At 38.5% G+C, this 25,404-nt stretch carries 20 protein-coding genes; 9 read left to right on the plus strand and 11 right to left on the minus strand.

Annotated features, from left to right (window positions below):
- Window positions 1-24: 24 nt before the first annotated feature.
- From ACO05G_RS08275 to ACO05G_RS08290, 4 genes are all read left to right on the plus strand, one after another.
- A complete protein-coding gene (locus ACO05G_RS08275) occupies window positions 25-3,252 on the plus strand; it encodes a WD40/YVTN/BNR-like repeat-containing protein (RefSeq protein WP_421765533.1) in 3,228 nt (1,075 codons plus the stop codon).
- 59 nt (window positions 3,253-3,311) lie between these two features.
- Window positions 3,312-5,672: a penicillin acylase family protein gene (locus ACO05G_RS08280; protein WP_421765534.1), complete on the plus strand. Its 2,361-nt coding sequence runs from the start codon at window positions 3,312-3,314 to the stop codon at window positions 5,670-5,672.
- A 63-nt stretch (window positions 5,673-5,735) separates the two neighbouring features.
- The gene (locus tag ACO05G_RS08285; RefSeq protein WP_348282190.1) at window positions 5,736-6,560 is read left to right on the plus strand and encodes a prohibitin family protein; all 825 of its coding nucleotides are present in this window, start codon (window positions 5,736-5,738) and stop codon (window positions 6,558-6,560) included.
- 69 nt (window positions 6,561-6,629) lie between these two features.
- Window positions 6,630-7,916, plus strand: a complete 1,287-nt coding sequence (locus ACO05G_RS08290) for a citrate synthase (protein ID WP_421765535.1) — start codon at window positions 6,630-6,632, stop codon at window positions 7,914-7,916.
- Window positions 7,917-8,173: 257 nt separating this feature from the next.
- Here ACO05G_RS08290 and ACO05G_RS08295 read toward each other — a convergent pair whose 3' ends face one another.
- Window positions 8,174-8,662 (minus strand): nuclear transport factor 2 family protein, encoded by a 489-nt coding sequence (locus ACO05G_RS08295; RefSeq protein WP_421765536.1) that lies wholly within the window; start codon window positions 8,660-8,662, stop codon window positions 8,174-8,176.
- Window positions 8,663-8,749: 87 nt separating this feature from the next.
- Here ACO05G_RS08295 and ACO05G_RS08300 point away from each other — a divergent pair, with 87 nt between their 5' ends.
- Window positions 8,750-9,139 carry a cytidine deaminase gene (locus tag ACO05G_RS08300; protein WP_421765537.1) on the plus strand — a complete coding sequence of 130 codons (390 nt, stop codon included), beginning with the start codon at window positions 8,750-8,752 and terminating at the stop codon, window positions 9,137-9,139.
- On the opposite strand, the gene ACO05G_RS08305 is transcribed toward ACO05G_RS08300, so the two are convergent.
- Both ACO05G_RS08305 and ACO05G_RS08310 read right to left on the minus strand, forming a co-directional pair.
- The gene (locus ACO05G_RS08305; protein ID WP_421765538.1) at window positions 9,136-9,642 is read right to left on the minus strand and encodes a hypothetical protein; all 507 of its coding nucleotides are present in this window, start codon (window positions 9,640-9,642) and stop codon (window positions 9,136-9,138) included. The genes ACO05G_RS08300 and ACO05G_RS08305 overlap by 4 nt on opposite strands.
- A 47-nt stretch (window positions 9,643-9,689) precedes the next feature.
- The gene (locus ACO05G_RS08310) at window positions 9,690-10,058 is read right to left on the minus strand and encodes a response regulator (RefSeq protein ID WP_421765539.1); all 369 of its coding nucleotides are present in this window, start codon (window positions 10,056-10,058) and stop codon (window positions 9,690-9,692) included.
- A 296-nt stretch (window positions 10,059-10,354) separates the two neighbouring features.
- On the opposite strand from ACO05G_RS08310, the gene smc reads away from it, so the two are divergent.
- From smc to ACO05G_RS08325, 3 genes are all read left to right on the plus strand, one after another.
- Entirely contained in the window at window positions 10,355-13,876 is a 3,522-nt protein-coding gene (smc, locus tag ACO05G_RS08315) for a chromosome segregation protein SMC (RefSeq protein WP_421765540.1), read from the plus strand.
- Between the two features lie 11 nt (window positions 13,877-13,887).
- A complete protein-coding gene (locus tag ACO05G_RS08320) occupies window positions 13,888-14,814 on the plus strand; it encodes a hypothetical protein (protein WP_421765541.1) in 927 nt (308 codons plus the stop codon).
- Between the two features lie 62 nt (window positions 14,815-14,876).
- The gene (locus tag ACO05G_RS08325; RefSeq protein ID WP_348282182.1) at window positions 14,877-15,479 is read left to right on the plus strand and encodes a DinB family protein; all 603 of its coding nucleotides are present in this window, start codon (window positions 14,877-14,879) and stop codon (window positions 15,477-15,479) included.
- Window positions 15,480-15,528: 49 nt separating this feature from the next.
- On the opposite strand, the gene ACO05G_RS08330 is transcribed toward ACO05G_RS08325, so the two are convergent.
- The 8 genes from ACO05G_RS08330 to ACO05G_RS08365 form a co-directional block, all read right to left on the minus strand.
- Entirely contained in the window at window positions 15,529-15,696 is a 168-nt protein-coding gene (locus ACO05G_RS08330; protein WP_421765542.1) for a hypothetical protein, read from the minus strand.
- Between the two features lie 82 nt (window positions 15,697-15,778).
- Window positions 15,779-16,261 (minus strand): hypothetical protein, encoded by a 483-nt coding sequence (locus tag ACO05G_RS08335; protein ID WP_421765543.1) that lies wholly within the window; start codon window positions 16,259-16,261, stop codon window positions 15,779-15,781.
- Complete coding sequence (locus ACO05G_RS08340) at window positions 16,258-19,365, minus strand: T9SS type A sorting domain-containing protein (protein WP_421765544.1); 3,108 nt, start codon at window positions 19,363-19,365, stop codon at window positions 16,258-16,260. The genes ACO05G_RS08335 and ACO05G_RS08340 overlap by 4 nt, the downstream gene beginning before the upstream one ends.
- Before the next feature lie 37 nt (window positions 19,366-19,402).
- Window positions 19,403-19,978, minus strand: a complete 576-nt coding sequence (locus ACO05G_RS08345) for a uracil-DNA glycosylase family protein (RefSeq protein WP_421765545.1) — start codon at window positions 19,976-19,978, stop codon at window positions 19,403-19,405.
- 4 nt (window positions 19,979-19,982) lie between these two features.
- On the minus strand, window positions 19,983-21,086 hold the full coding sequence (locus ACO05G_RS08350; protein ID WP_348282177.1) for an acyl-CoA desaturase: 1,104 nt from the start codon (window positions 21,084-21,086) through the stop codon (window positions 19,983-19,985).
- 76 nt (window positions 21,087-21,162) lie between these two features.
- Window positions 21,163-21,927, minus strand: coding sequence for a LytR/AlgR family response regulator transcription factor (locus tag ACO05G_RS08355; RefSeq protein ID WP_421765546.1), 765 nt, complete (start codon window positions 21,925-21,927; stop codon window positions 21,163-21,165).
- Window positions 21,924-22,955 (minus strand): sensor histidine kinase, encoded by a 1,032-nt coding sequence (locus ACO05G_RS08360; RefSeq protein WP_348282175.1) that lies wholly within the window; start codon window positions 22,953-22,955, stop codon window positions 21,924-21,926. Before ACO05G_RS08360 ends, ACO05G_RS08355 begins: the two co-directional genes overlap by 4 nt.
- A complete protein-coding gene (locus ACO05G_RS08365; RefSeq protein WP_348282174.1) occupies window positions 22,952-23,368 on the minus strand; it encodes a DUF2141 domain-containing protein in 417 nt (138 codons plus the stop codon). The genes ACO05G_RS08360 and ACO05G_RS08365 overlap by 4 nt, the downstream gene beginning before the upstream one ends.
- 225 nt (window positions 23,369-23,593) lie before the next feature.
- Between ACO05G_RS08365 and ACO05G_RS08370 the strand changes: the two genes are divergently transcribed.
- Window positions 23,594-25,402 carry an acyl-CoA dehydrogenase family protein gene (locus ACO05G_RS08370; protein ID WP_421765547.1) on the plus strand — a complete coding sequence of 603 codons (1,809 nt, stop codon included), beginning with the start codon at window positions 23,594-23,596 and terminating at the stop codon, window positions 25,400-25,402.
- Window positions 25,403-25,404: the final 2 nt, after the last annotated feature.

Here is a 25,404-nt window from a genome sequence, read left to right on the forward strand (position 1 = left end):
CTCTTAAACAGAAACCTAAAAGATATGAAGTACAAATTACTCACTATGCTTATTATGGTCGGTACAATGGCTTATGGTCAGAAGCTAGACATGGAAGCATTAAAAAACATGGCACCAAGAAGTATTGGTCCAGCTGGTATGTCCGGACGTGTGACAGCTATTGATGTGGTTACGGATGAACCTGATATCATGTATGTGGGCTCTGCCTCTGGTGGTATTTGGAAATCTACCAGTGGTGGAATTGATTGGGAACCAATCTTCAATGACCAAACTACCGCATCTATTGGCGCAGTAGCAATACAACAGTCAAACCCTTCAGTAGTATGGGTTGGCACTGGAGAAGGAAACCCCAGAAACTCACTCAATGGAGGTGATGGAATCTATCGCACACTGGATGGTGGCAAGACCTGGAAAAAAATGGGGCTTGAAAAGACCAGACACATTCATAGAATCATAATTCACCCAAACGATCCGAACACTATTTATGTAGGCGCAATTGGTTCTCCCTGGGGAGAGCATGAAGAAAGGGGTGTCTATAAATCTACGGACGGAGGAAAAACATGGGATCGGATTCTCTTTACCAATATTCGATCAGGAGCTGCAGAACTCATTATGGATCCAAGCAATCCAAATAAACTTATCGCTGCAATGTGGGAGCATAAACGTGATCCTTGGTTCTTCAAATCAGGAGGCCCTGGCTCTGGTTTATATGTAACACATGATGGTGGAGAAACCTGGGAGCAAAGAACAGATGAAGATGGTCTGCCAAAAGGTGAACTTGGAAGAATCGGACTAGCTATAGCTCCATCACGTCCAAATGTTGTGTATGCACTTATAGAATCAAAGAAAAATGCACTATACAGATCAGATGATGGCGGATTTAAGTGGAGAAAAATCAATGACAATAGCGATATAGGAAATAGACCATTCTATTATCATGAGATCTACGTAGATCCGATAAACGAAAATAGAGTATATAGCATATTCACCTACGTCAATGTTTCTGTTGATGGAGGTAAGTCATTCTCACAGCTGATGGGTGCTTACGGAGTAGATAATGGAGTACATCCAGACCACCACGCATGGTACATCCATCCGAAAGATCCAAACTTTATGATGGACGGGAATGATGGTGGGTTAAACATCACTAGAGATAGGGGTGAAACCTGGAGGTTTGTTGAAAATCTGCCCGTAGGTCAGTTCTATCACATCAATGTAGACAATGAAACTCCCTATAATGTGTACGGCGGAATGCAAGACAATGGCTCATGGGCCGGACCGGCTTATGTATGGAAAGCTCAGGGAATCCGAAATCACTACTGGCAGGAAATCTCCTTTGGAGATGGGTTTGATGTATTACCAGATCCAACTGATAGCAGGTATGGTATATCGACCTCACAACAAGGTTTTGCCTCCATTTATGATCGAAAGACGGGCTACAATGAAACCGTGAGACCAACGTATCCCGATGGAGATGTCGAATTACGTTTCAACTGGAACGTGGGTATGGCTAGAGATGCCCAAAACCCATCGGTAGTGTACTTTGGAAGTCAATTTGTACACAAAAGTACTGATGGAGGACAAAATTGGGAGATCATTTCCCCTGACCTTACAACCAATGATCCTGAAAAGCAAAAGCAAGGAGAAAGTGGCGGGTTGACAATGGACGCAACCGGTGCAGAGAATTACTGTACCGTAATTGTCATTGAACCTTCACCTATAAATTCAGACTTGATTTGGGTTGGAACAGATGATGGAAATGTGCAGATCTCGAAAAATGGTGGTGACAGCTGGAGCAATGTAGGTGGTAATTTACCAGGACTTCCTCGTGGTACCTGGATCACTCAAATAAAAGCTTCAAACAAAAATGAAGGTGAAGCATTACTAGTTGCTAATGACTACCGTAGGTTCAATTATGAGCCATATGCGTATCGCACAAAGGATTATGGACAGACGTGGGAGAGAATTGTAGATGGAAATGATGCAGTAAGCTATGCGTTATCCATTGTCGAAGATCCGGAGGAATCCCGATTGATGTTTTTAGGTACTGATGATGGGCTATATGTTTCAATTGACGGAGGAGGTAACTGGACTAAATGGACAGAAGGCTTCCCAACAACAAATGCGTATGACTTAGTCATTCACCCAGAAGAGCATGATCTTGTCATTGGAACGTTTGGTAGAGCTATTTGGGTGATGGATGATATTCGTCCACTACGCGAAATCGCTAAAAATGGTAAGTCCACTTTAGATAAAAAACTTAAAGTCTACTCTCCGCCTGTCGCATACGTTGCTTCAAATCAGCAGCCGAAAGGGTCAAGATTTGGAGGAGACGCACTTTTCAACGGTGAAAACAGGCCATATGGTGCAATGCTTTCCTATTCGATAAATAGACCTGAGGAAAAGAAAGAAGAAATGGTTGAGGAAAAGAAAGGGAAAAAGAAGAAAAAAAGCGATGAGCCAAAAGAAGAGGAAAAAAATGAAGAAAAAGTATCATATGACTCATTGATCATCGAAATCTCTAAAGGAGGTGAGGTGATCAGAACTCTTAAGTCTAAGGCACCAAAAGAAAACGGGCTGCATAGAACTTTCTGGTACATGGACGAAAAAGGGTCGAACTTTATGAGTCGAAGAGATCGAAGAGGAAATAGAGAACCGGGAGGTGTCACCGTACTACCAGGAACATATAAGGTGAGGTTTACTTTTGGTGATCAGAAGGACTCAACTAATGTAGAAGTTCGATATGATCCAAGAATTGAAATGTCCAATGCTGCAATTAACGCTCAATACAATGCAATGAAAGAGATGGAATCCAAGTATGCAATGGGTGTTGAGGCAGTAGATCGTCTGAAAGAGAGTATTGATATCGCCAAGGGCATTCAGAAAGATCTCAAGGAGAAGGATAAAGATGGCTACAAAGATCAAATCGATCTATGCAAAACAACCATCGATACGCTGAATAGCATGCTAGATGTTTTCCTTGGTGAAGAAGATGATCGTCAGGGAATAACTCGTGGAACGCCAAATAGTGTTAATAATTCGTATTTCTCAGCGAGGAGATATACAGCAAATGCACTTCATGCACCAGGTCCTACTGAACAAAAGCTTATAGATAAGTTCGAAGAAGTCCTGGCTGAAGCCATGGAAATGGTAAACGGATATTATGCAGAAAAATGGCCAGAGTTTAGGTCTGAGGTTGAGGAATTAGACACCTCTCCTTTCAAAGACTATGAAGAAATAAAAGAAGAGTAATAGCTAAAAGCCGCCTCAAAATGAGGCGGCTTTTTTATTTTGCTTTAAAATACGTTTGAATGAAAATCATCAAAATTCTTGGAGCGCTTCTATTATTAATAGTAATCGCGATTGCCTCTTACTTTTTCTACCTCAAAAGCAGTCTCACTCCCTCCTACAATGGTGAAATCAATGTTCCTGGCTTCAAAGGTGAGGTAGAAGTTTATTTCACGGATCATGGAATCCCACACGTTTACGCCAACTCAGAAATAGATGCTTACAGTGCCTTAGGGTACATCCATGCGATGGAACGCCTGTGGCAAATGGATCTTTTAAGACATGTAGGTGGTGGAAAATTATCCGAACTCTTTGGTCCTGACATGATCGAAAACGACAAGTTTCTAAGAACCATGGGACTCAATACCTATGCAAAAGAATCTGCCGAAATTTATCTTAAAAGAAATCACGAAAGCCTGCCATTGGTGCAAGCATATATTGATGGAGTAAATTCATTCATCGATAATAACCCTAAACCATTGGAATATGTCATTCTTGGATTAGAAGTAGAGCCATTTGAAATTCAAAATGTTTTTGAAACGCTTACTTACATGGCTTTCAGCTTTTCAAATGCCCACATCACGGATCCGGTTTTAACTGAGCTGGCTCAGAAGTTAGACTCGGTCTATCTAGACGATTTGAATATCTATCACTATAAAAATGAGTCAACGCTAAGATCATTTGACGATCGCTATAGTTTACAAAGTGAAAAGGCAATGTCAATAATGGATAAGCTAAATACATCTGAGTTTATTGGGAGTAACAGTTGGGTACTGTCTCCAGAGATGACCAAAAATGGTAAAGTTATTCTTGCAAATGACCCCCATATTGGGTTTGCACAGCCATCCGTATGGTATGAATCTCATCTAAATTCTTCTGGTAGTGAATACTATGGATATCATATTCCCGGAGCTCCTTTTCCCCTGCTCATGCATTCTGAGAAACATGCAACTGGAATTACCATGTTCGAAAATGATGACATGGACTTTTTCGTGGAAGAAATTCATCCAGAAGATTCAATGACTTACATGCACGAAGGTGAATGGAAAAGCATTCAATCACGTGAGGAAATCATTGAAATAAAAGGTGAAAAGTCAGTTTCATTTTCGGTCAGATCTACAATCCATGGTCCAATCGTTTCAGATATTTTGAAAGATGAGCCTCTTGAAGATATTGTTAGCATGCATTGGGTCACAACTAATCACCCCAGCTACATGCTTGAGTCCATTTACGGATTTATAAAGGCAGAAAGTATGGAAGACTTAGAAAAAGCATGTGCAACTATTCATGGACCCGGCCTAAATATTATGTACGGAGATTCATCTGGTAATGTAGCATGGTGGGCGACAGGAAAACTTATTAAGAGAAGACATGAACAAACAAGTAAAACTTTTTATGACGGTTCTACAGGGTTAAACGACCCTGACAGTACTTATTCCTTCAATAAAAATCCACATGCCATAAATCCTCCATGGGGATATGTACATAGTGCAAATAATCAGCCAGATACGGTTGATGGAGTACTCTATTCAGGATATTACCTTCCCGATGATCGCGGTGAGCGGATTACAGAAATCCTGAACGAAGCTCAAAACTTGACGGAAGACGACATGAAATCCATGCTTTTAGATGACAAATCCATGATGTATGAAGCTACAAAGGGAATCATGCTTCAGGCAATCAAAGACACGGAAAATGGTGATTTGCTCAGAGCACTTATCCAGTGGGATTCTAAGTTTGACAGGAATGATTTTAGACCGCTAATTTTTCAGAAATGGTTAAACGAAATCTTAAAAGCCGCTCAGAAAGATGAAGTCGGTGATGAAATGTGGCCAATGTATAAGCGGTCCCACACCTATAAAGTCTCAGCTGAACATCTTATTAAAAACTCAAACTCAAAGTGGTGGGATGATATTGAGACGGAAGAAACCGAATCTCGAACCGACATCATCCAAAAATCCTTTAAGTCCACCATCGAGGATTTGACAAACCAATGGGGTGGTGATTATACCAAGTGGAAATGGGGTGATGCACATCAACTCACTCATAAACATGCTTTGGGTGATGTCTTAAGCTTCCTGAATGTTGGCGACTTTCCAGTGTCTGGAGGAAATGAAGTCTTAAACAACATGGGCTATACGTATGAAGAGTCCCAGAATCAAACGATTCGTTTTGGCCCTTCTACCAGAAGAATAGTGGATTTCTCAGATGTCAGAAATAACTCATGGAGTATTTTGCCGACCGGGCAATCTGGGAATTATTTTAGTCCGTATTATGATGATCAGGCCCAAATGTTTGCCAATGGTGAGTTTAGAAAAATGCTCATGAATCATGAGTTTATTAAACAATCTGAAAATAAACTGGTACTAAAATCAAAAGACTGAACCCGAGGTTAAGCGATGGTGTTACCTTTAAGCTAAAATAGAAAAGCATAATTCTTAAAAGATATGGACAACAGAAAATACTTACCATTTATAATCGTCGGGATAATTGCATTTGTCGTGCTTTTATCCGCTTTCAATCGCATCTTCTATCGAATAGAAGCATCAGAGCGAGCAGTACTCTTCAGATCCTTGAGTGGTACTCTTGAGAAAGATAATATTATCGGGCCTGGCTGGAATGTAAAAGCACCATGGAATGACATTTATGTTTATGAGGTATCAGAAAGTAAAATTGAAGAAACCATGGACGTCCTTGACAAAAATGGATTAAGTATCAGTGTGGATGTTACTGTTCGTTTTCATCCAAAATATGATGCAATTGGAACCATCCAGGAAAATTTCAGAGGAGACTATATTCAAAGGTTGGTCATACCAGAAGCGAGATCTACCGTTCGTCAGGTGATGGGTAGGTATACGGCGGAAGAAATTTATTCGACCAAAAGACCTGAGGTTGAAGCTGCAATTAAAGAAGAAACAAGAATGGTACTTGGTTCTCCCGGAAATGAAGTGGAAATGAAAAGTCTACTTATTCGATCAATTAAGCTACCTGAGCAGATCAAAACAGCGATTGAAAATAAATTAAAACAAGAGCAGGAAGCATTGGCTTATGAGTTTAGGCTGGATCGGGAAAAAAGTGAAGCAGAAAGAAAAAGAATTGCAGCAGAAGGAGAAGCGGCAGCCAACAAAATTATAAACAGTAGTTTAACAGATGAGTTATTAAAGATGAGAGGCATTGAAGCGACCATGAATATTGCAAACTCGCCTAACTCAAAAGTTATTGTTATTGGTGGAGCAGACGGTGGCCTCCCGTTAATTTTGAACGGTAACTAGACTTCAAAATCTGGATTAAAATCGTTAATTTCGTGGAAATTTTAAAATCAGCAAATAAGAATAAGTAACATGTCAAAAACCGCCCAAATTATCATTGATGGACAGACCTATGAATTACCTGTAGTAGAAGGTACTGAGCAGGAAAAAGCCATTGATATTAGTTCATTTAGAGGTCAATCCGGTGTTATTACCCTTGACAGAGGTTTTAAGAACACAGGCTCTTGTGAAAGTGCAATCACCTTCTTAGATGGTGAAAAAGGAATACTTCGATACAGAGGTTATCCTATTGAGCAGCTTGCTGATAACTCCACCTTTTTAGAAGTCGCATATCTGCTGATTTATGGCGAACTTCCTAATAAGGCAACCTTCAACAAATTTGCCGGAGATATCACTAATCACACATTGGTTAACGAGGATATTAAAAAAATATTAGATGGTTTTCCATCTGCAGCTCATCCGATGGGGGTGCTTTCATCCTTAATTACCGCTCAGACGGCCTTCTACCCTAGCAGTCTTGATCCAAACAGGTCGAAAGAAGAAACTGAACTAGGGATTATTCGTCTGTTAGCTAAAATGCCAACATTCGCTGCTTGGGCTTACAAGAAAAAAGTAGGACATCCTGTGATCTACCCTAGTAATAAGATGGATTACTGTGGCAACTTCCTCAACATGATGTTTGCACTACCTGCTGAAGAATACGAAGTTGATCCAGTTGTGGTAAATGCCTTGGATAAACTACTAATCCTTCATGCAGATCATGAGCAAAATTGTTCAGCATCTACCGTACGAATAGTAGGGTCTAGTCAGGCCAGTCTTTGGGCTTCTATCTCTGCCGGCATCAATGCACTTTGGGGACCACTGCACGGTGGAGCTAATCAGGCTGTTATTGAAATGCTTGAAAACATCAAAGCAGATGGGGGTGACACCAAAAAATGGATGGCTAAAGCCAAGGATAAAGATGATCCGTTCCGATTGATGGGATTTGGCCATAGAGTTTATAAGAATTTCGATCCAAGAGCTAAGATCATCAAGAAAGCTGCCGATGACGTTTTAGAGAAGTTGGGAGTAGTCGATCCTATTTTAGATATCGCAAAAGGACTTGAAGAGGAAGCACTACGAGATGAATATTTCGTAGAAAGAAAGCTTTATCCGAATGTCGATTTTTATTCCGGCATTATTTACAGAGCACTAGGTATACCAACAGATATGTTCACAGTCATGTTCGCATTGGGTAGACTCCCTGGATGGATTGCACAGTGGAAAGAAATGCGAGAAAATGGTGAGCCAATTGGTCGGCCAAGACAAGTTTATACAGGACAAAACGAAAGAGATTACTTAGATCTCTCAAAGAGATAAGCAAATCTTTCGATAAAATTTTTAAGCCTGATCAAATTTGATCAGGCTTTTTTTGTTCGTTCAGCCAAACCTACCATTTACCCTGAAAATCGTACCATTCGTTCATTGGATGTCAATTCCAATAAATATGGTAAAATGAATGATTAAAATTGCTCAGTCATATTTAAGTGATAAGAATGTCGCACCTATCACCTTAATGTTCTTCTCATACACTTAAAAAGGGCTCGCTAGCCCTGACCTTGCCAGGTCAGGGCTTTTCATTCACCTTCGGGAGCCATAGGAAAGCGTTCTTCTTTCACTCCACTTACGTGGCTATTGATAGCTTTCCACTGTCCATCTACTTTTACAACCACATTGCTAGATTTATAAGTTGTTATATAAGCTTCTGCTCCATCTATACCCTTCATAGTCCCGGTTCCTGATATCACCGCAGTGCCGTTTTCAAAAATATCGAGTCGGGTAATTTCAAAATCAAATTCATCATAGGTAGGTCCATAATTTGAAATATACTCCAACTCATCTGCCTTTGTATACTTATCACCATTATCATCTACAAGCTCAAATTCTTCATGAAGCATGCTGTTGAGCAGAGCTGTATCTTGTTCAGCATATGCCTTAGGCCATAGTACCGTCTTAAACTCACGTAGAATAGCCTCATCTTCACCAGTAACTACTATCGGATTAGTAGAAGGTGTTGTACAATTGACAAGCAAAACAGGAATCATTAAAATCAAAATGTATTTCATATCACAAAATTTTTATTTGTGTAAACTACAAAATTTTTGAACTCGACCACATTATCAATTTTATTTAAGTTTTCATTAACATTGAGCATGTCAGAGAGTGAATTACAACAAAGAGCAAAAGATGCTGCTTCTAAAGCTTATGCACCTTACAGTCAGTTTAAGGTAGGCTGTGCCTTGCTTACAAAATCAGGAAATGTCTATACAGGATGTAACGTAGAAAATGCCTCCTATGGACTTACAGTTTGTGCGGAAAGGAATGCAATAGCAAATGCAATTAACGAAGAAGGTAAAATTGAGATTGACAAAATCGTAGTTTATACACCCACTCCCACTCCTACGCCTCCATGCGGAGCTTGCAGGCAAGTCATTCATGAGTTTGGAGATCCGGAAATTAAGAGTTTCTGTGAAGGTGAAAAATCAAATACTCATAAGTCAAATGCATTGCTTCCTTATGCTTTTGATTTAAATAGGGATTAGTATTTTCTATTTAAGATTTCGCTGTAAATCACAGCTTTTTTAGCCTCGGCTGAATTTAATCCATCACGAATTTCATCGGCAATTGTCCATTCTTCTTCCTCCTCATTTTTAGATCCTTTGAAAAGGCTGGTTGATCTAAAGTGTTCATCGGGCTCAAATTCAAGATCAGCTCCCTCAGCCATTTTTATAGACTCTTCATAAACACGCCTACTCTCATCATCAGCAAACGACCTGCGCTCCCCTTCACGTCTAATATTCTCATCGTAGGTTGGTTCTTCCTTTTTCTCGATAATAACCGGCTCTTGTTCAATTGCTGGTTCAGATTCTTGCTTTCCTTCTGTAATCTCTCTGAGTAGATCTTCGAAGGATTTGGGCTGCTGGCTTTTTGGTGGATTATTTTCGCTCCCTGGACGAGAATTAGGCTGATCTTTCTTCTTTTTATTTCTTGTAAGAAAATAGATAACAGCAGCTATGATGTACCACCAAAAATTAAAATCATCCATTTAGCTAAGTTAGCTAATGTATAATTACAAAAGAATGTAAGCGGGAATTAATCGTTGATTGTTGACTTGAGAGTGGTAATAATGTTCTCTTTGTCAAATGGCTTGCTGAAATAGCCGACAATCAGATTCTGATCTATGGCATCAACAACTTCCTGAGCGCCTCCATAACCTGTAAGTAGAAAGCACGGTAAACTTTCCTTCATCTCTTTCACCTTGGTAATGAATTCAATTCCATCCATTTCAGGCATTCTCACATCACTAACAATCGCCGCGATTTCATCATGGTCTTTAATTAGTTGAAGTGCCTCCGAGCCTGATGTAGCATTCAGGATTTCAAACTCATTTTTGAAATTAAATTCAAAGAGTGTGATATTGAATTGATCATCGTCTACATACAGAATGGTTGGTTTATCCATATTGGTTTCTAGCGTCTAGGTCTATTAAAAATAAATGACTTTTATCAAAAAGTTCTATAAAATGTGCAATTGCCTAATGAATGTTACAATAATGCAACGAACATTTCAAATACCCCTCAAACATTCGATTAAACTTTCAAATAATTACATGAATAATTGATCTTTTGAAAAAAAAATGGATTGTGGGGAAAAATGGTGGATAAATCCCACAAACAAATTAATTGACGAAACCATCTATTGCCGACGAATCTTATATTTTTGTCGGCCTCATCGTTTAAAATTCGAATCTATTCTTCATGCAATTAACCAAATTAGAGATAAAAGGTTTTAAAAGTTTTGCCGACAGAGTTGTTATCAACTTTGACGAAGGAATTACGGGTATCGTTGGGCCTAATGGATGTGGTAAATCAAATGTAGTTGATTCGATTAGATGGGTTCTTGGAGAGCAAAAATCACGCGTATTGCGATCCGATAAAATGGAGAATGTAATCTTCAATGGAACAAAAGCACGAAAACCTACACAGCTTGCTGAAGTTTCGCTGACATTTAATAATACTAAAAACTTAATTCCTACAGAATACGCTCAAGTCACTATCACCAGAAGGTATTATCGCTCCGGAGAAAGTGAGTATCTGCTAAATGGAGTTACATGTAGGTTGAAGGATATTACCAACCTATTTCTCGATACTGGGATCGCGTCCAATAGCTACTCCATCATTGAGTTAAAAATGGTAGACGATATCCTAAATGATAAGGATAATTCCAGGCGAGCACTTTTTGAGGAGGCTGCTGGAATATCTAAGTTCAAAATCCGAAAAAAAGAAACGCTTAAAAAACTGAGTGACACTGACGCTGACCTTGAGCGTGTAGAAGACTTATTATTCGAAATAGAGAAAAACCTAAAATCACTAGAACGTCAAGCTAATCAAGCTAAAAAATATTACGAATTAAAGGGTGAGTATAAAAACTCAAGTATTGCTCTTGCAAAAAAAGCAATGAACAATCAGCAAGAACACTTTGACACCATCCAGCAACAAATTCAAGAAGAAAATGATAAAAGGATAGCCTTGAATTCACTGGTTAATGAGAAAGAAGCCGCTATAGAAAAGGCTAAATCCGATCTCATAAAGCATGAAAAACTACTTTCATCGCGACAAAAGACGCTGAATGAGCATGTGAGTCAGATTAGACAGTATGAAAGTGATAAAAAGATCAAAAATGAACGTCAAAAATTTCTTCACGACAAGATTGATTCACTAAAAGAGCAAATAGCTCAAGATAAATTAAGCAGCGAAAGAGCAGCGGTATCGCTTGAAGGACTTAGAAATGAAGCGCGGGAAGCAGAAAAGGAGGTAAACACTATTCTTTCACAGGTAGAAAGCTTAAAAAGCGACTATGATTCGCAGAAAAACCTCACAACTGAGGCGCAAGAAAAACTCAATTCGCTTGGGACCTATTATTCCGAGAAAAAAGACCATCAATTTCAATTAAGTAAGGAAATTGAAATTAAGGATATTCAGCTCAAGTCCATGCTGGGAGAACTGAGTAAAACAAGTGAAGATACAAGTGAAAAGAGTGCAAATCTCGAAGAGTTCAAAAAGCGACTGGCGGAAATAGAAAACGAGAAAAACGAGAAACAAGCTGTTTACGACCGCTTAAAAGGGAAAGAAGAAAATCTAAAGGAAAAAGTATCCGAATCGGAAGAAAAGCTCGGTGAAGCCAAAGAAGAATTAACGAAAGTTAATAGGCTGCTCGATGCTCGGCAAAACGAATTCAATCTAACAAAGTCTCTAGTTGATAATTTAGAGGGATTTCCTGAGGCTATTAAGTTTCTAAAGAAGAACCCTCAATGGAAGAATGCTCCACTCCTATCTGATATACTAAGCTGTCCGGAAGAGTACCGTGTTACTATAGAGAATTTCCTCGAACCCTTCATGAATTACTACATAGTAGAAACTCGTGAAGACGCGCTGACAGCAGTAAAACTTCTAAGTGACTCAACACGAGGTAAAGCCAACTTTTTTATACTCGAAAATTTGGCAAATTATAATACTAGTGAAATAACAAAACCTAAGAATGCGCAATCAGCTTTAGATCTAATTGAATATGAGGTTAAGTACGAAAATCTAATAAAGCACCTTCTTTGGAACGTTTACGTTACCCCAGAAACTAATCCCGCTTCCTCTGACAATGTCGTGCTCCTCGATAAAGAAGGTAAAATCACCTTTAAAAAGTACAGCATCTCAGGGGGATCAATTGGTCTCTTTGAAGGCAAAAGAATAGGAAGGGCCAAGAATCTTGAGAAACTGGAAATTGAAATCAAAGATCTTAAGAAAAAACAAGGCGAGTTAGACAAACTCATCAGTAAATATCAACTTCAATTAGAAGAACTTAGGCTTTCCTCCAAGGCAGAACAACTAGAAGAGGTAAAAGACGAACTCTCGAAAATCAAGGAGATTGAAGTTTCTGTTCAGACTAAACAAGAGCAGTTTATTGAACTTTTAACCTCCAATAAAAACAGAAGAGAGGATATACAGCAACAAATTGTCTCCCTGGAAAAAGCACTGGAAACACTGAAACCGGAAGCTGAAAAAGCTTCAGGTGAATTATTAGCACTCGAAAAAAATGTTGAAGCTAAGAAAGAGGAGGCTTTGGTATTGCAGGAAAAACTGGATCAAAAATCGTCTGTTTATAATGAACAAAATGTTATTTTCCACCAACGTCAAAATAAACTCAACAGCATTTTACAAGAGATCAGTTATAAGGAAGAATCATACGAAAATTCCATTGAACGAATAGAGAAAAACAAGGAGGACTTAGAGAGCGCGACTTCTAACCTAAATGAATTGGTGAAGAAAAGTACTGCCAGTGATGATGAGCTTGTATCCATGTATGACGAAAAAGAGACTTTAGAGTCAGGGGTAAATGAGGCGGAAAAAGAGTATTACGAGGCTAGAGGACTGATTGATGAAGAAGAAAAAATTCTCCGAGAGACACAAAGAAAAAGAGAAGGTATTGATCATGCCTTGATGGAGTGGCAGAACAAGCTAAACGATGCTAAAATGGGTCTAAACTCTGTCAAAGACCGTCTTTCTGTCGAGTTTAACATTGATCTGCAAAAAATAAAGGATGAAGATATTTCCGATTATAAAAAATTCAATGAAGAAGAATTAAGAACTAAAGTTGAGAAGTTAAGAAATAGGTTGGATAATATGGGGCCTATAAATTCCATGGCTATGGAAGCCTTTGAGGAAATCCAGGAAAGACACACCTTTATAACAGAACAAAAGGAAGACTTACTTAAAGCTAAAGACTCTTTACTCACCACTATAAGTGAAATTGATGAAGTTGCTAAAGAAACCTTTATGGAGGCCTTTCATCACATCAAAGACAATTTCATAAAAGTCTTTAGAACGCTCTTTACGGAAGAAGATGACTGTGACCTTATATTGACCAACCCTGATCAACCACTGGAAAGTGCTATTGATATTATTGCAAAACCAAAAGGTAAACGCCCGCTTACTATAAATCAATTATCAGGAGGTGAAAAAACACTCACAGCTACCTCACTCCTATTTTCTATCTATTTATTAAAGCCAGCACCTTTTTGTATTTTTGATGAGGTAGATGCGCCATTAGATGATGCCAATATTGATAAGTTCAATGAGATCATCAGAAAATTCTCCAAAGAATCACAATTTATCATTGTGACGCATAATAAGAGAACAATGGCGAGCACAGATGTTATTTATGGGGTCACCATGCAAGAACAAGGTGTTTCTAAGGTTGTTCCTGTAGATTTGCGAGAACTTGCTTAATCGTTACTAAAATGAACAGGGTTCTACAATTTTGGATAATCTGCTCGCTCACTGTTACAGCCTGCAATCAAGAAAAAGCCAAAACAGAGTCAAAGCCTCAAGAAGCGCAAACTACTCCCGTAACTTCTCAAGAGAAAATTTTTGATTATCAGCCTGAAAATCCTGTTGATGGACAATTAAATGCGGTTATTGAACTTGGTGCTATAGGTCTTAACTACTTCATTATTGAGATAGATGATCAAGCCAGATGGTCTCTAAAAAAACAAATATTTGGGAGAAGTAATATTATTTATGGTGAAACTTCACCGGAAGAAATCATAGCCAATATCGAGAATTTTCAATCTGAAATACTGGCATTTGGCGTTCAGAAAGAAAACATCCATATTGTTATAAGCTCCAGTGCAGTTGAAAGTAGTACATCAGACTTAGAAGCTGAAATCAGGAAATCAGGAATAGATGTTATAACGGTAAACGCACACCAAGAAGCCGAATACGCTATGATGGCGACTATTCCACGTGAATTTATTGATGAATCTTTCATGGTTGATGTAGGCTCTGGAAACACCAAATTATCCTGGGTGAATGCTAATGATACGTCTACCATTGAAATTCATGGTTCTAAATACTTTTTAAGTGAAGTACAGGACACCACTGTGTTCAGAGAGGTGAGAGATGCCATTTTGAGAATCCCTGAATCAAACAGAAACCTTTGCTTCATGCTCGGTGGAATTATCTATGAGTTTGCAAAAACGGAAATCGAAGAAACTGACAATCGGTATTACGTATTAAAAGCTCCTGGAGCTTATCCTACCAACAACAAAACATTAAAGGCGGGTAATGTGATCTATAATGGACTGTTTCTCCCTCCCACCTACTCCTATATTTTCGACAACCATTCGAATTTCTCCATTGGCTACCTTGTCAGCCTTAAAAAGTAGTTTCCAATCTGTCCATTTAAGTAAATGACGTTCGTCTTTTACTTAAACAAATAATCAATAACATGAAAAAATTAACTACTACAACTATCTGCATAGTTTTCATGCTTACATGTATGGGCCAAGAAACTATCAGCAAAATAAAAAGACAAAAAGCACTGAATCACTTAAAGCAAACGCAAAGTGATCTTCAGGTTCTAATCAAAGATTTGAGCGATGAACAGTTGGAATACAAAATGGACGAATCTTCCTGGTCCGTTGCAGAATGCCTGGAACACATTGCAATTTCTGAAAAGAATCTGATTGATATGATAAAAATGAGTTTGAATGAAGATTCAGATCCCTCTAAGCGATCAGAGGTAGCGATGAGTGATGATCAAATATTGAGTTTGATAACCAGCAGAGATCAAAAGGTAAAAACTAGAAAAGAGTTTGAGCCAACCGACAGTTTTGGAGGCTATAATAACACCTGGAAAACGTTTCAGGAAAGAAGAAAAGCCAATATTAAATTTCTGAAAACCACTCAGGCAGATCTTAGAAATCATTATATGCAGTTTCCTTTTGGACTGATTGATACCTATCAGGGAGTATTATTTATGTCCGGACACACCAAAAGACATACGGATCAGATTAAGGAAATCATAGCTAGCAATAACTTTCCGCAATAAGATTAGTCAAAGTGCTTGATTTAATATTCAAGCACTTTGTTTATAGAATTTATGTCAGTTTACTGCGTACCTTCTCCATTCCATCAATCGAAATTAAGTCTCTACTATCTGCAGATTTAAGATTTAATTCAGCAAGCTCCAATAGTATTTCTTTCAATTTACGAGGAGCATTTGATCGTATATCATTGTTCTTATGTAGTGCATCCTTATTTTCCATAGCAATTTCAGTAATTGTGATATGGCTAAGATTGCAGTATTAAAAGTCAATGTCAATACCACGTTTAGGGTAATTTCTATCCCTATTCCAGTGTAAACCGGGCTTCTAGTTGATTAGTGGATTCGTTTGCATCCTTGAAGGAATAGAGAACACGATACTCTCCTTTCGGAGCATCTGTCTTCTTCGTAATTCTTCCTGAATCAGTCTCCAGACAATTTTCTATTTGTCTATCCCAACTAAATGTGAAATTTCTGTTTACCCCAACAGGCCGCTCGGTCGGTGGTGCTGGGCAAGGAGGAGCTCCACAATCGCAGTAAAGTATATTCACTTTTGTCCATCCGTCTGCTGACCACAAATCGACTCTCTTTTCCATTGGATTTAGTATCGATAGTTGAGTCCCACTTGTATTCTTGAATTCAATTTTAACCATGGAATCATCGATTTGTCTGCTTTCTTCTGTGAGCAAATCCTGGCTTTCCGTTGGAGCAGGAGCGCTTTTACTCGTTGATGTATTTGATGCTTTGCAACTCCCGATTAAAACTGCTAATATGAAGAGATATTTCATTGTTTTATAATTGTCTTGTAGATCCTTCTAGAGCCATGTTCAATGAGAATACCGTAAGTACCCTGATTTAAGTGAGATATATCTAACTGAATCTGATTTGGTAATTTTTTAACTTTCAATTCTACTTGCTGACCAAGCAGCGTAATCATATGAATTGATGCATCTGGACCTACACCTTCTAATGTAATCATTCCCTTACTTGGGTTGGGATACAACGCAATCTGGTCAGAATTCACCGAGAGCGGATCCAACGTCACGCTACCAGAAGTAGAAAATTCTGAATCACCAGATGCATTTCGAGCCGCCACTCTAAAATGATAAGTACCACCCCCCAGCTCATCAAGATCTGTGCTCAAACTGAAAAGTGTTTTATTCTCAAATCCAGGAAGAAAATCGCTGAAATCATCATTTTCGGAAACATCAAGTACAAACTGACTTGCCTCATCCGTAACCGTCCAACTGATGGTAAATTCAGTCGATGTTACATTTGATGCCTCATCCAATACTGGAACTGCTGGAATGCTTAAAATACTAGATTCAGCAATTCGTGAGTCTGCTTTAATTGCAGATGTTCCATACACCCTATAAGAAATGGTTTGATTTGATGCTATTTCGCTATCTACATAGGTGGTCGTATTTGCAGCCAAAGTCGCGAGTATCGTATAATCTGTTTCATCTCCAACTAGCCTTTCTACAACATAATTGTCTTCCAGGTCACTGTTATCTACCCAAGTGAGATTTATGCCACTTCCATCCTGACTTACCACAAAACCTGTAGGTGTAGCAATTCCGTCAAAAACATTTGATGTAAAAATTCCTCTACCGTGAGTGGCGACAACCACCAAATTATCACTTGTCCTGTGCTGTAGCATATCGCATCTGACATTTGCAAGATTATCGGAGGATTGTCCCCATCCGGGATTTGTTGCTGTAATATCTGATGTTGACCATACACCTAGTTCTGTGGCCAGTAATACCTCTTGAGAATTATTTGGATTGAACAAAGCCCATCTTACAGGCATATCAGGTAACGAGCCATCGTTATCCTTATTTGACCAGTTTGCACCCCCATCATCAGTATACCAAACAGATGTCACGCCATAGTTTGAGAAAGTAACGATCAATTCATCATCTGATGAACCAATATCTATAGATGAGATGTATCCTCCGGTAGAGACATTTGAAGTAATCTCTGTCACAGTAGGCGTATCATGTGCATCATCAATTCGGTAGATACCACCACTACCAGTTCCAATAAAGATTCGGTTTTCAAGGTTTGCATCAGCTCTAATTGCTGAAATGGTTTCACTATTTATACTAATTGAAATTGTTTCCTGTGAGTTTGGTGTAGAGGCTATTCCTGATATTCGCTTGAGCTCGTTGCTGTTACCTGCTGAGTACAAAATATTGGTGCCATTGTCATAATCGGCAGGATTAATAAAACGACCTGAATTTTGATCGTTTGCCAGTGTGGCCACTTGTGTTCCACTGGCATTATGAAGACCATAAACATTATAGACATATGAAGATATCTGAAGGTTATTATTATCCTGATCTATAAAACAAAATGCTCCATCACCTCCAAAAATATCTACTGTAGATAATCCTCCGGCATCTGTAAACTGCTGTGTTCCATTGTCTTGAGCTCCAGCTAAAAAGTAATTTACATCAATAGTATTTTGAGCTGCAACGGAATAAAACTGCGTAACATTATAGTCTTTGTTCCTTTCAGAAAAAGTTGGATCGTTAGAAGAGCCTACATTAGAAGAATAGCTCACTCCTCCGTCACTCCCGATGACAGCTTCATCAGGATTTCCTGGTCTAAAAAGTATATTATGAATATCAGCATGAACGTAAGTATCGCATGAGTTGCCAGGAAAAGTCCAATAAGAAACTTCAGACATAGTTGCTCCACCATCAGCCGATTTACTCACATTAATACCTCCTGCCAGTAGGACATTTTCATCGGTCGGTTTTACTGCTAATATTAAATCATACCAAGCCTGACCTCTTGTAAAATCACTACTACTTTCTGAACAATCTTGAGACCTGTAGTTTGGAATTGTAATGTCTGACCAGCTTGCTCCACCGTCAGTTGATTTTTTTAAGAATCCGACATTGCTACTTTGTTCCCCCACAGCGTAGAGAACAGTTGTTTCAGTGGCATCACTGGCTGAAGGAGCAACTGCCAGTTCAATTCTGGAAGAACTTGTTCCTGAAGGAGTAATTGTTGACCAGGAAACACCATCGTCAGTGGACCGTAACACATCTCCAGAAAAAAGGCTACCAGCATAAACATCACCATTTGAAGCAAGTTCCAAATCGCCAAAGTCTCCTGCACTAACCGATGAGAAATTTTCTCCATCTGTAGATCGAAATATTCCGGTTCTGGTTGCTGCTAAAACGGTTCCGGTTCCAGCAACCACAACTTTTTGAACATAATTGAAGTCAGATGTTTCTGTATCGGATATTAAAGCCCAGCTTGAACCGCCATCTGTAGACTTAAAAATCCCAGCTCCTCTTACAGCATCCCCGTTAAAAAATCCTTCACCGGTACCCGCATAAAAAATTTGCGTATTTGTAGGGTCATAAGCGAGAGTGGTGATTGCCAGATTGGCCATAAAATCATCCACATTTTGCCATGAAGAGTTAATGTCAGTGATATCATTATTAAACCAAATACCTCCTGCTACTCCAGCTGCCCATAATTTCTCATTGTTTGAGTCATTTGGATCCCACATGAGTGCACGTGTTCTTCCTCCAATATTATTTGGCCCTTTTTCAACCCATGTCACATTTGAGATTACATCATATTGCGCCCTGAAACGTTTCTGCTTTTCAAACGCCTTAACTAATCGATCAACTGGTACCTCGCCTGTTTTGGGATCAACAGTCATTAAGAAATTTTGCTGCATCGCCAGGTCAGGTCGATCTCTCTTTGGAAGTTTTTCTAAATCACTAACCGAGAGGTGAGAGTTTTGCGAGTAAGGATGGCTCTTCAAATATGCTTTCCAGTCTTCTCTGGGAGATCCTGTTTGGAAAAGATATATTAGGGATAAAAGAGCTAAAGCAACTATTGAAAGATTTGAAAGTATTTTTTCCATGATAATGCGTTCTTGATAGCAAGATACAAAACCACATTTAAACGATATTTAGCTTTTCGATATGCGCCTTCAATTTGGGGAGTAAACTCATTTCAAACCATTGATTTTTTTTCATCCAAATTCGATTTCTGGGAGAAGGATGAGGCAAAGGAAGGTGTGTAGGCAAATAACTTTCAAAAGCCTTAACAGTCTCAGTCAAATTTCCTTGCATCCTTTCTCTTAAATAATACTTTTGAGCGTATTGCCCAATGAGCAAGGTCAACTTTACCGATGTACAGTGATTAAGAATCTTACTGTGCCATAAGGGAGCACATTCCGGGCGTGGTGGAAGGTCTCCAGATTTACCAGAACCAGGATAGCAAAAGCCCATTGGAACCAAGGCTACTTTTGAAGAATCATAAAAAACATCCTCGGGTAGATTTAACCAACTGCGGAGGTTCCTCCCACTAGCATCATCCCAAGGAATGCCTGATTCATGAACTTTTCTTCCTGGTGCCTGTCCGATTATAAGCAGTTTGGACGATGAAGAAATACTAACAATGGGTCGTGGCTGATGCAAAAAAAAGGAGTCACACACTGTGCAACTCCCAATTTCGTCTAATAAATCTTTCATCTTTTTACCTACCTAATGAGTGCAGCATTTTTCCATGTGAAACCAATGCTGAAATAAAGGTCGGGTAAGATCTATATGGAATATTGTATTCTTCAGCAGTCGCTTTCACAATCTTGGCGATCTTCCGATAATGTACATGACATACATTTGGAAATAAGTGATGCTCAATTTGGTAGTTTAGACCACCTGCAAACCATGAAAGTGGTTTATTCTTTTGTGCAAAGTTACAAGTCGTCTTAAGCTGATGAACCGCCCAGTTCTGCTCTACAGTGTCTGTATTCTCTACGTTTGCAAAATCATGGTCTTCCATAACATGTGCAGGTTGGAAAATACAAGCCAGGGAGAAGCCAGCAACATAGTGCATAAGAATAAATCCTAGCAAGATATGATACCAAGGCAATGAAGTAAATAAAATTGGCAATGCAAGAATGTAGGAATAATAAAATACTTTGGTTAATACCAACCACACCCATGCTCTGGTTATGCTTTTTACTTGTTTTCTAAGATGGCCATCTTTTGTGTACTGTGCCAATTGGCTGAAATCTTTAACAATGATCCAACTCATAGTCATAAGTCCATAAAGAAACCATGCATAAATATGTTGCCATTTATGGTGTTTCTTCACTGGTGAATGTGGATCAAATCTAAGAATTCCACCTTTTGGCGAAATATCTTCATCCATTCCGGACACATTCGTGTAGGTATGATGTTTCACATTATGTTGGATTTTCCAATTGGTAGCATTGGCACCAACTAGATTTAGGGAATAACCTATCAAGTTATTGACCCATTTCTTTTTTGAATATGCTCCATGATTTGCATCATGCATTACGGAAAGTCCAATTCCTGCTTTTCCTAAGCCCATTAGAAAGGCCATTAAATAGAAAACCCAAACACTTTGAACAATTCCTAAAAGGAACATAAAATAAGGAACTAAATACAAGCTTAACATAAATATGGTTTTGATTACCATCTCAATGTTAGCATGTCTGCCATTCTTTGAGTCTTTGAAATACTGATTTACACGTTTGTTGAGCGTCTTGTTAAACTCCTCATGTAAACTGTTTTTGAATCTGACTACCTTCTGGCTCATCGTTGTAACGGACATATATAATAATTAAAAACCTTTGTAAAGATAACTAAGAACGATTGATCTTAGTAATAAATTTGACCAATGGCCATATTTATCTGTCAAGCCAGGATTTAAATTCATTAACTCGCTCCCGAGCAACTATGATTTGATCTTCATCAAAGTGGTCTATGACAATTTCCAGTCTTGAATTTGTAAAGGCAATAATGTCCTTGATATAACTCATATTTATTATGAATTTTCTGGAAATTCTGAAAAACTGAGCTTGATTGAGCAAGTCATCTATCTTATCTAAGGTGTAATCAACAAGAAATCGCTTTCCCGAAAGAGTAAAAAGGTAGGTTCCCTTATCCTGACTATAGATCAATTGAATTTCTTGTGTCTCTACGGTTTTCAGGTGCTCACCCACTTTTACCACAAATCGCTCCTTCCCTGTTGGGTTTAACGACTGAATTAATTTTTCCAACTGAGTAGACTCAATCTGAGACTCAGAGTTTTCGGCCGTATTTGCTCTTTTTTCAAACTTTTCAATTGCATTCTTTAATTCATTGTGGTCGATTGGTTTTAATAGGTAATCCACACTATTTGTTTTGAACGCTTTTAATGCAAATTCGTCATAAGCCGTGGTGAATATGATCGGCTTTTCTATGTGTATTTGATCAAAAATATCAAATGAAATGCCGTCAGCGAGCTGAATATCCATAAACAGGAGATCATATGATAAAGCAGGTAGTGAAATAGTTGCTGATTCAACAGAATCAAACTTCGCCTTGAATTCATACTCAGGTCTTAGTTCTTCCACTAGTTGCCTTAACCTCTTTGCAGCAAGTTGTTCATCTTCAATAATAATGTACTTCATTCTTCAATTTTAAGCAGTGGCACTTTCACAGTAAAGGTTTCACCTTCGTTAGCAACTTCTAAGGGTTTTTCTGAAAGATATTGGTATCGAGCTTTCAAATTATTTATTCCTATACCCGTAGAATCCTTATCTAATTTCTCCTTTATTGAATTTTTAATAATGCAATAATCATCAGTAATGGATATTTCAATTGTCAACGGATGAAGCTCACTTATTACATTGTGCTTAATTGCATTTTCTACTAATAACTGAATGGCCAATGGAGGTACATATTTATTGGGAGCTTCTCCTTTGACACTTATATGCAAATTATCACCAAACCGGATTTTTTGTAAGAAAATATAATTTCTAGCAAAATCAAGATCATCTGAAAATGGGACCAGCTCCTCATCCTTTTTATCAAGTACATACCTGTACACCTGAGAAAGTTTTCTAATAAACTCTACAGCTTTCTCTTGATCATCATACACCAGGGAAGTAAGTGCATTCAATGAATTGAATAAAAAGTGTGGGTTAACCTGGTTTTTCAAACTTTCATATTGTGTAGAAAGTTGCTCTGCCCTCAGCTTTTCTACATCAATGGCAGCTTGTCGCCAGGAGTATAAAAAAGCTCTTCCATGCATAAAGACATTAATGCCCAGAGTAATCATCAAGGCATCCCAAAAAGGAATGCCGGAATCAGTGAAAGTTTCCGCTAAGGTTTTATTAAATAAAAGCACATCGAAAAATAGATCCAGTGCCCAAACTACCAGAAACACAAAAAGGCAGGAAGAAACTAAGCTTATAATAAATCGTTTTAGAGGTGCTTCAACCCATGGAATCCTATTGTCTAAAAAATCAACCAAAAACTCACTCCCTTTCCAAAAGGAAGTCCAAGCTAGCCCACTATAGCAGAAAGTGATAAAAAAGCCTCTGGATAAGAAGAACGGTTCATCTAAACAGCTGGAGCATAAAAGAACAGAATTGATGACTCCACCCAATAAGAAGATTAGAATCGCGCCAATTAGATGATTTCTGTATTTCCTCATAGTGAAATCACAATCTCTTGGAAACCGTCAACTATTTCAAACTGACAATCTTCGAAACTTGGAGGTCCAAACATCCCTTTGGCGTTATTAGAAAAAGCATAAGGTTCTGAAGGTATTCCCATGAAGTTAGCATCCAATTCTCCGTTATCATTTTCATCATGATAGACTGAAATAGCATATATACCCTTTCCTAGTCCATTGAAAATAAACTCCACATTATGATCTTCAATTGGTTTGCCTTTGCTTAAAATTTCTCTTTTCAGGAAGTGATCTTCATGATCATAGATGGCAATTTTCATAGAACCTTGTAATTTTTTTATGTTCTCCACCCTGATTTTGAGTTCACAGGATACTTGAGCAAACGAAACTCCCATTGAGAAAAGAAATAAAATTGATAGTGATAGTCTTTTCATGTTTTTTTTCTTCAAAGTTGATTTGTAAGGCTTTTGATATCAACTAAGACCTTCCCAATTGTCAAATTATTGGGTTGAATTGTAATTGGTGATTCAAAAGTAATATTTAGTTACACAGGGATGAAAAATATTTAAAATATGTTATGCATGCAGAGTATTTTATTGTACATTTGTTATGCATGCAGAGCATTTATTACTTAAAAAAAGAAAACAGACACTTATAACATGGAAGCAGTAGCAGAAAAACAAGCTTTAAAAGGTGGTGAATTTCTTATCAAAGAAACCCACGCTGAAAATGTATTCATTCCTGAAGAATTTTCGGAAGAACAAAAAATGATGGCAGCTGCCACACAGGACTTCATTGATATGGAAATTAATCCTATCACTGAAAGAATTGAAAGCATGGAAGAAGGCGTGATGTCAGGATTGATGGATAAGGCTGGCGAGCTGGGTCTTCTAGGTGTAAATGTTCCTGAAGAATATGGAGGGCTTGGTATGAGCTTTAATACGGGAATGCTTATTGCCGATATCATGGCTGCAGCTGGTTCATTTTCAACCGCATATGGAGCCCACACGGGGATTGGTACGCTACCTATCCTCTACTATGGAACAGAGGATCAAAAGAAAAAATATTTACCTAAGCTGGCAAGTGGTGAGTGGAAAGCATGCTACTGTCTCACCGAACCAGATGCTGGATCTGATGCCAACTCTGGCAAAACGAAAGCGCAGCTGACCGATGATGGTAAGCACTATGTTATCAATGGACAAAAAATGTGGATTTCTAATGCAGGTTTTGCTGACCTCTTGATCATATTCGCAAAAATTGATGACGATAAGAAGTTATCAGCATTTATTGCTGAACGCACCTGGGATGGCATAACAATGAATGATGAGGAGAAAAAACTAGGAATTAAGGGCTCCTCTACCAGACAAGTCTTCTTTAATGATTTAAAAGTACCTGCTGAAAACCTACTTTCTGAAAGAGAAAATGGTTTTAAAATAGCGGTAAATGTCTTAAATGTTGGCCGAATAAAGCTTGGTGCAGGTTGTATCAACGGATGTAAAGAAGTTGCTACAAAATCTACTCAATACGCCAATGAGAGAAAGCAATTTGGAGTTTCCATTTCAAGTTTTGGAGCTATCAAACAAAAACTTGCCAATATGGCAACAAGGACTTACGCTACAGAGTCTGCCTCTTATCGCGCAGGACAAGATATTGAAGACTTAATAGCTAAGCTTCAAGCTGATGGACTAGATCCAAGTGATGCTAAACTTAAAGGAGTAGAGCAGTACGCCATAGAATGTGCTATGATTAAGATTCATGGTTCTGAAGTATTAGATTTCTGTGTGGATGAAGGAGTACAGGTTTATGGAGGTATGGGCTTTTCTGAAGAAGCTCCTATGGCACGTGCATACAGGGATGCTAGAATCACTCGTATTTATGAAGGTACCAATGAGATAAACAGAATGCTTCTTGTGGGCATGATGTTTAAGAAAGCCATGAAGGGCGAAATTGACCTTATGGGACCTGCTATGGCTGTAGGTAAGGAATTGACTGGAGTTCCTTCTTTCGAAACACCAGATCTATCTGCTCCGCTGGCAAAAGAAAAAGAAGTAATAAAAAATCTTAAAAAATCAGTTTTAATGGCTGCCGGCAAGGCAGCTGAAAAATTTGGGCCGAAGCTGGATCATGAACAAGAAGTTCTGATGAACCTGGCAGACATGCTAATCGAAGTTTACGTAGCGGAATCTACGATTTTAAGAACTGAAAAGTTAATGGCAAAATATGGTGATGAGGGAAGCTCGCTATATCAAAATATGGCCAAGCTTTACCTTTATGAGGCAGTGACTAAAATTAAAAATTCCGGAGATGAGGCAGTAGCATGTTTTGCTGAAGGTGATGAACTGAGAGTAATGCTCATGGGGATGAAGCGATTTACGAAAATGGATCCTGTCAACACAAAAGTGCTGAGACAATCAATAGCTGATGTAATGATTAAGGAAAATAAATTCCCTTATTCGCTATATAACTAAGC

Source organism: Ekhidna sp., from assembly GCF_965227465.1.
In the GTDB taxonomy this organism is placed as follows: Bacteria; Bacteroidota; Bacteroidia; order Cytophagales; family Cyclobacteriaceae; genus Ekhidna.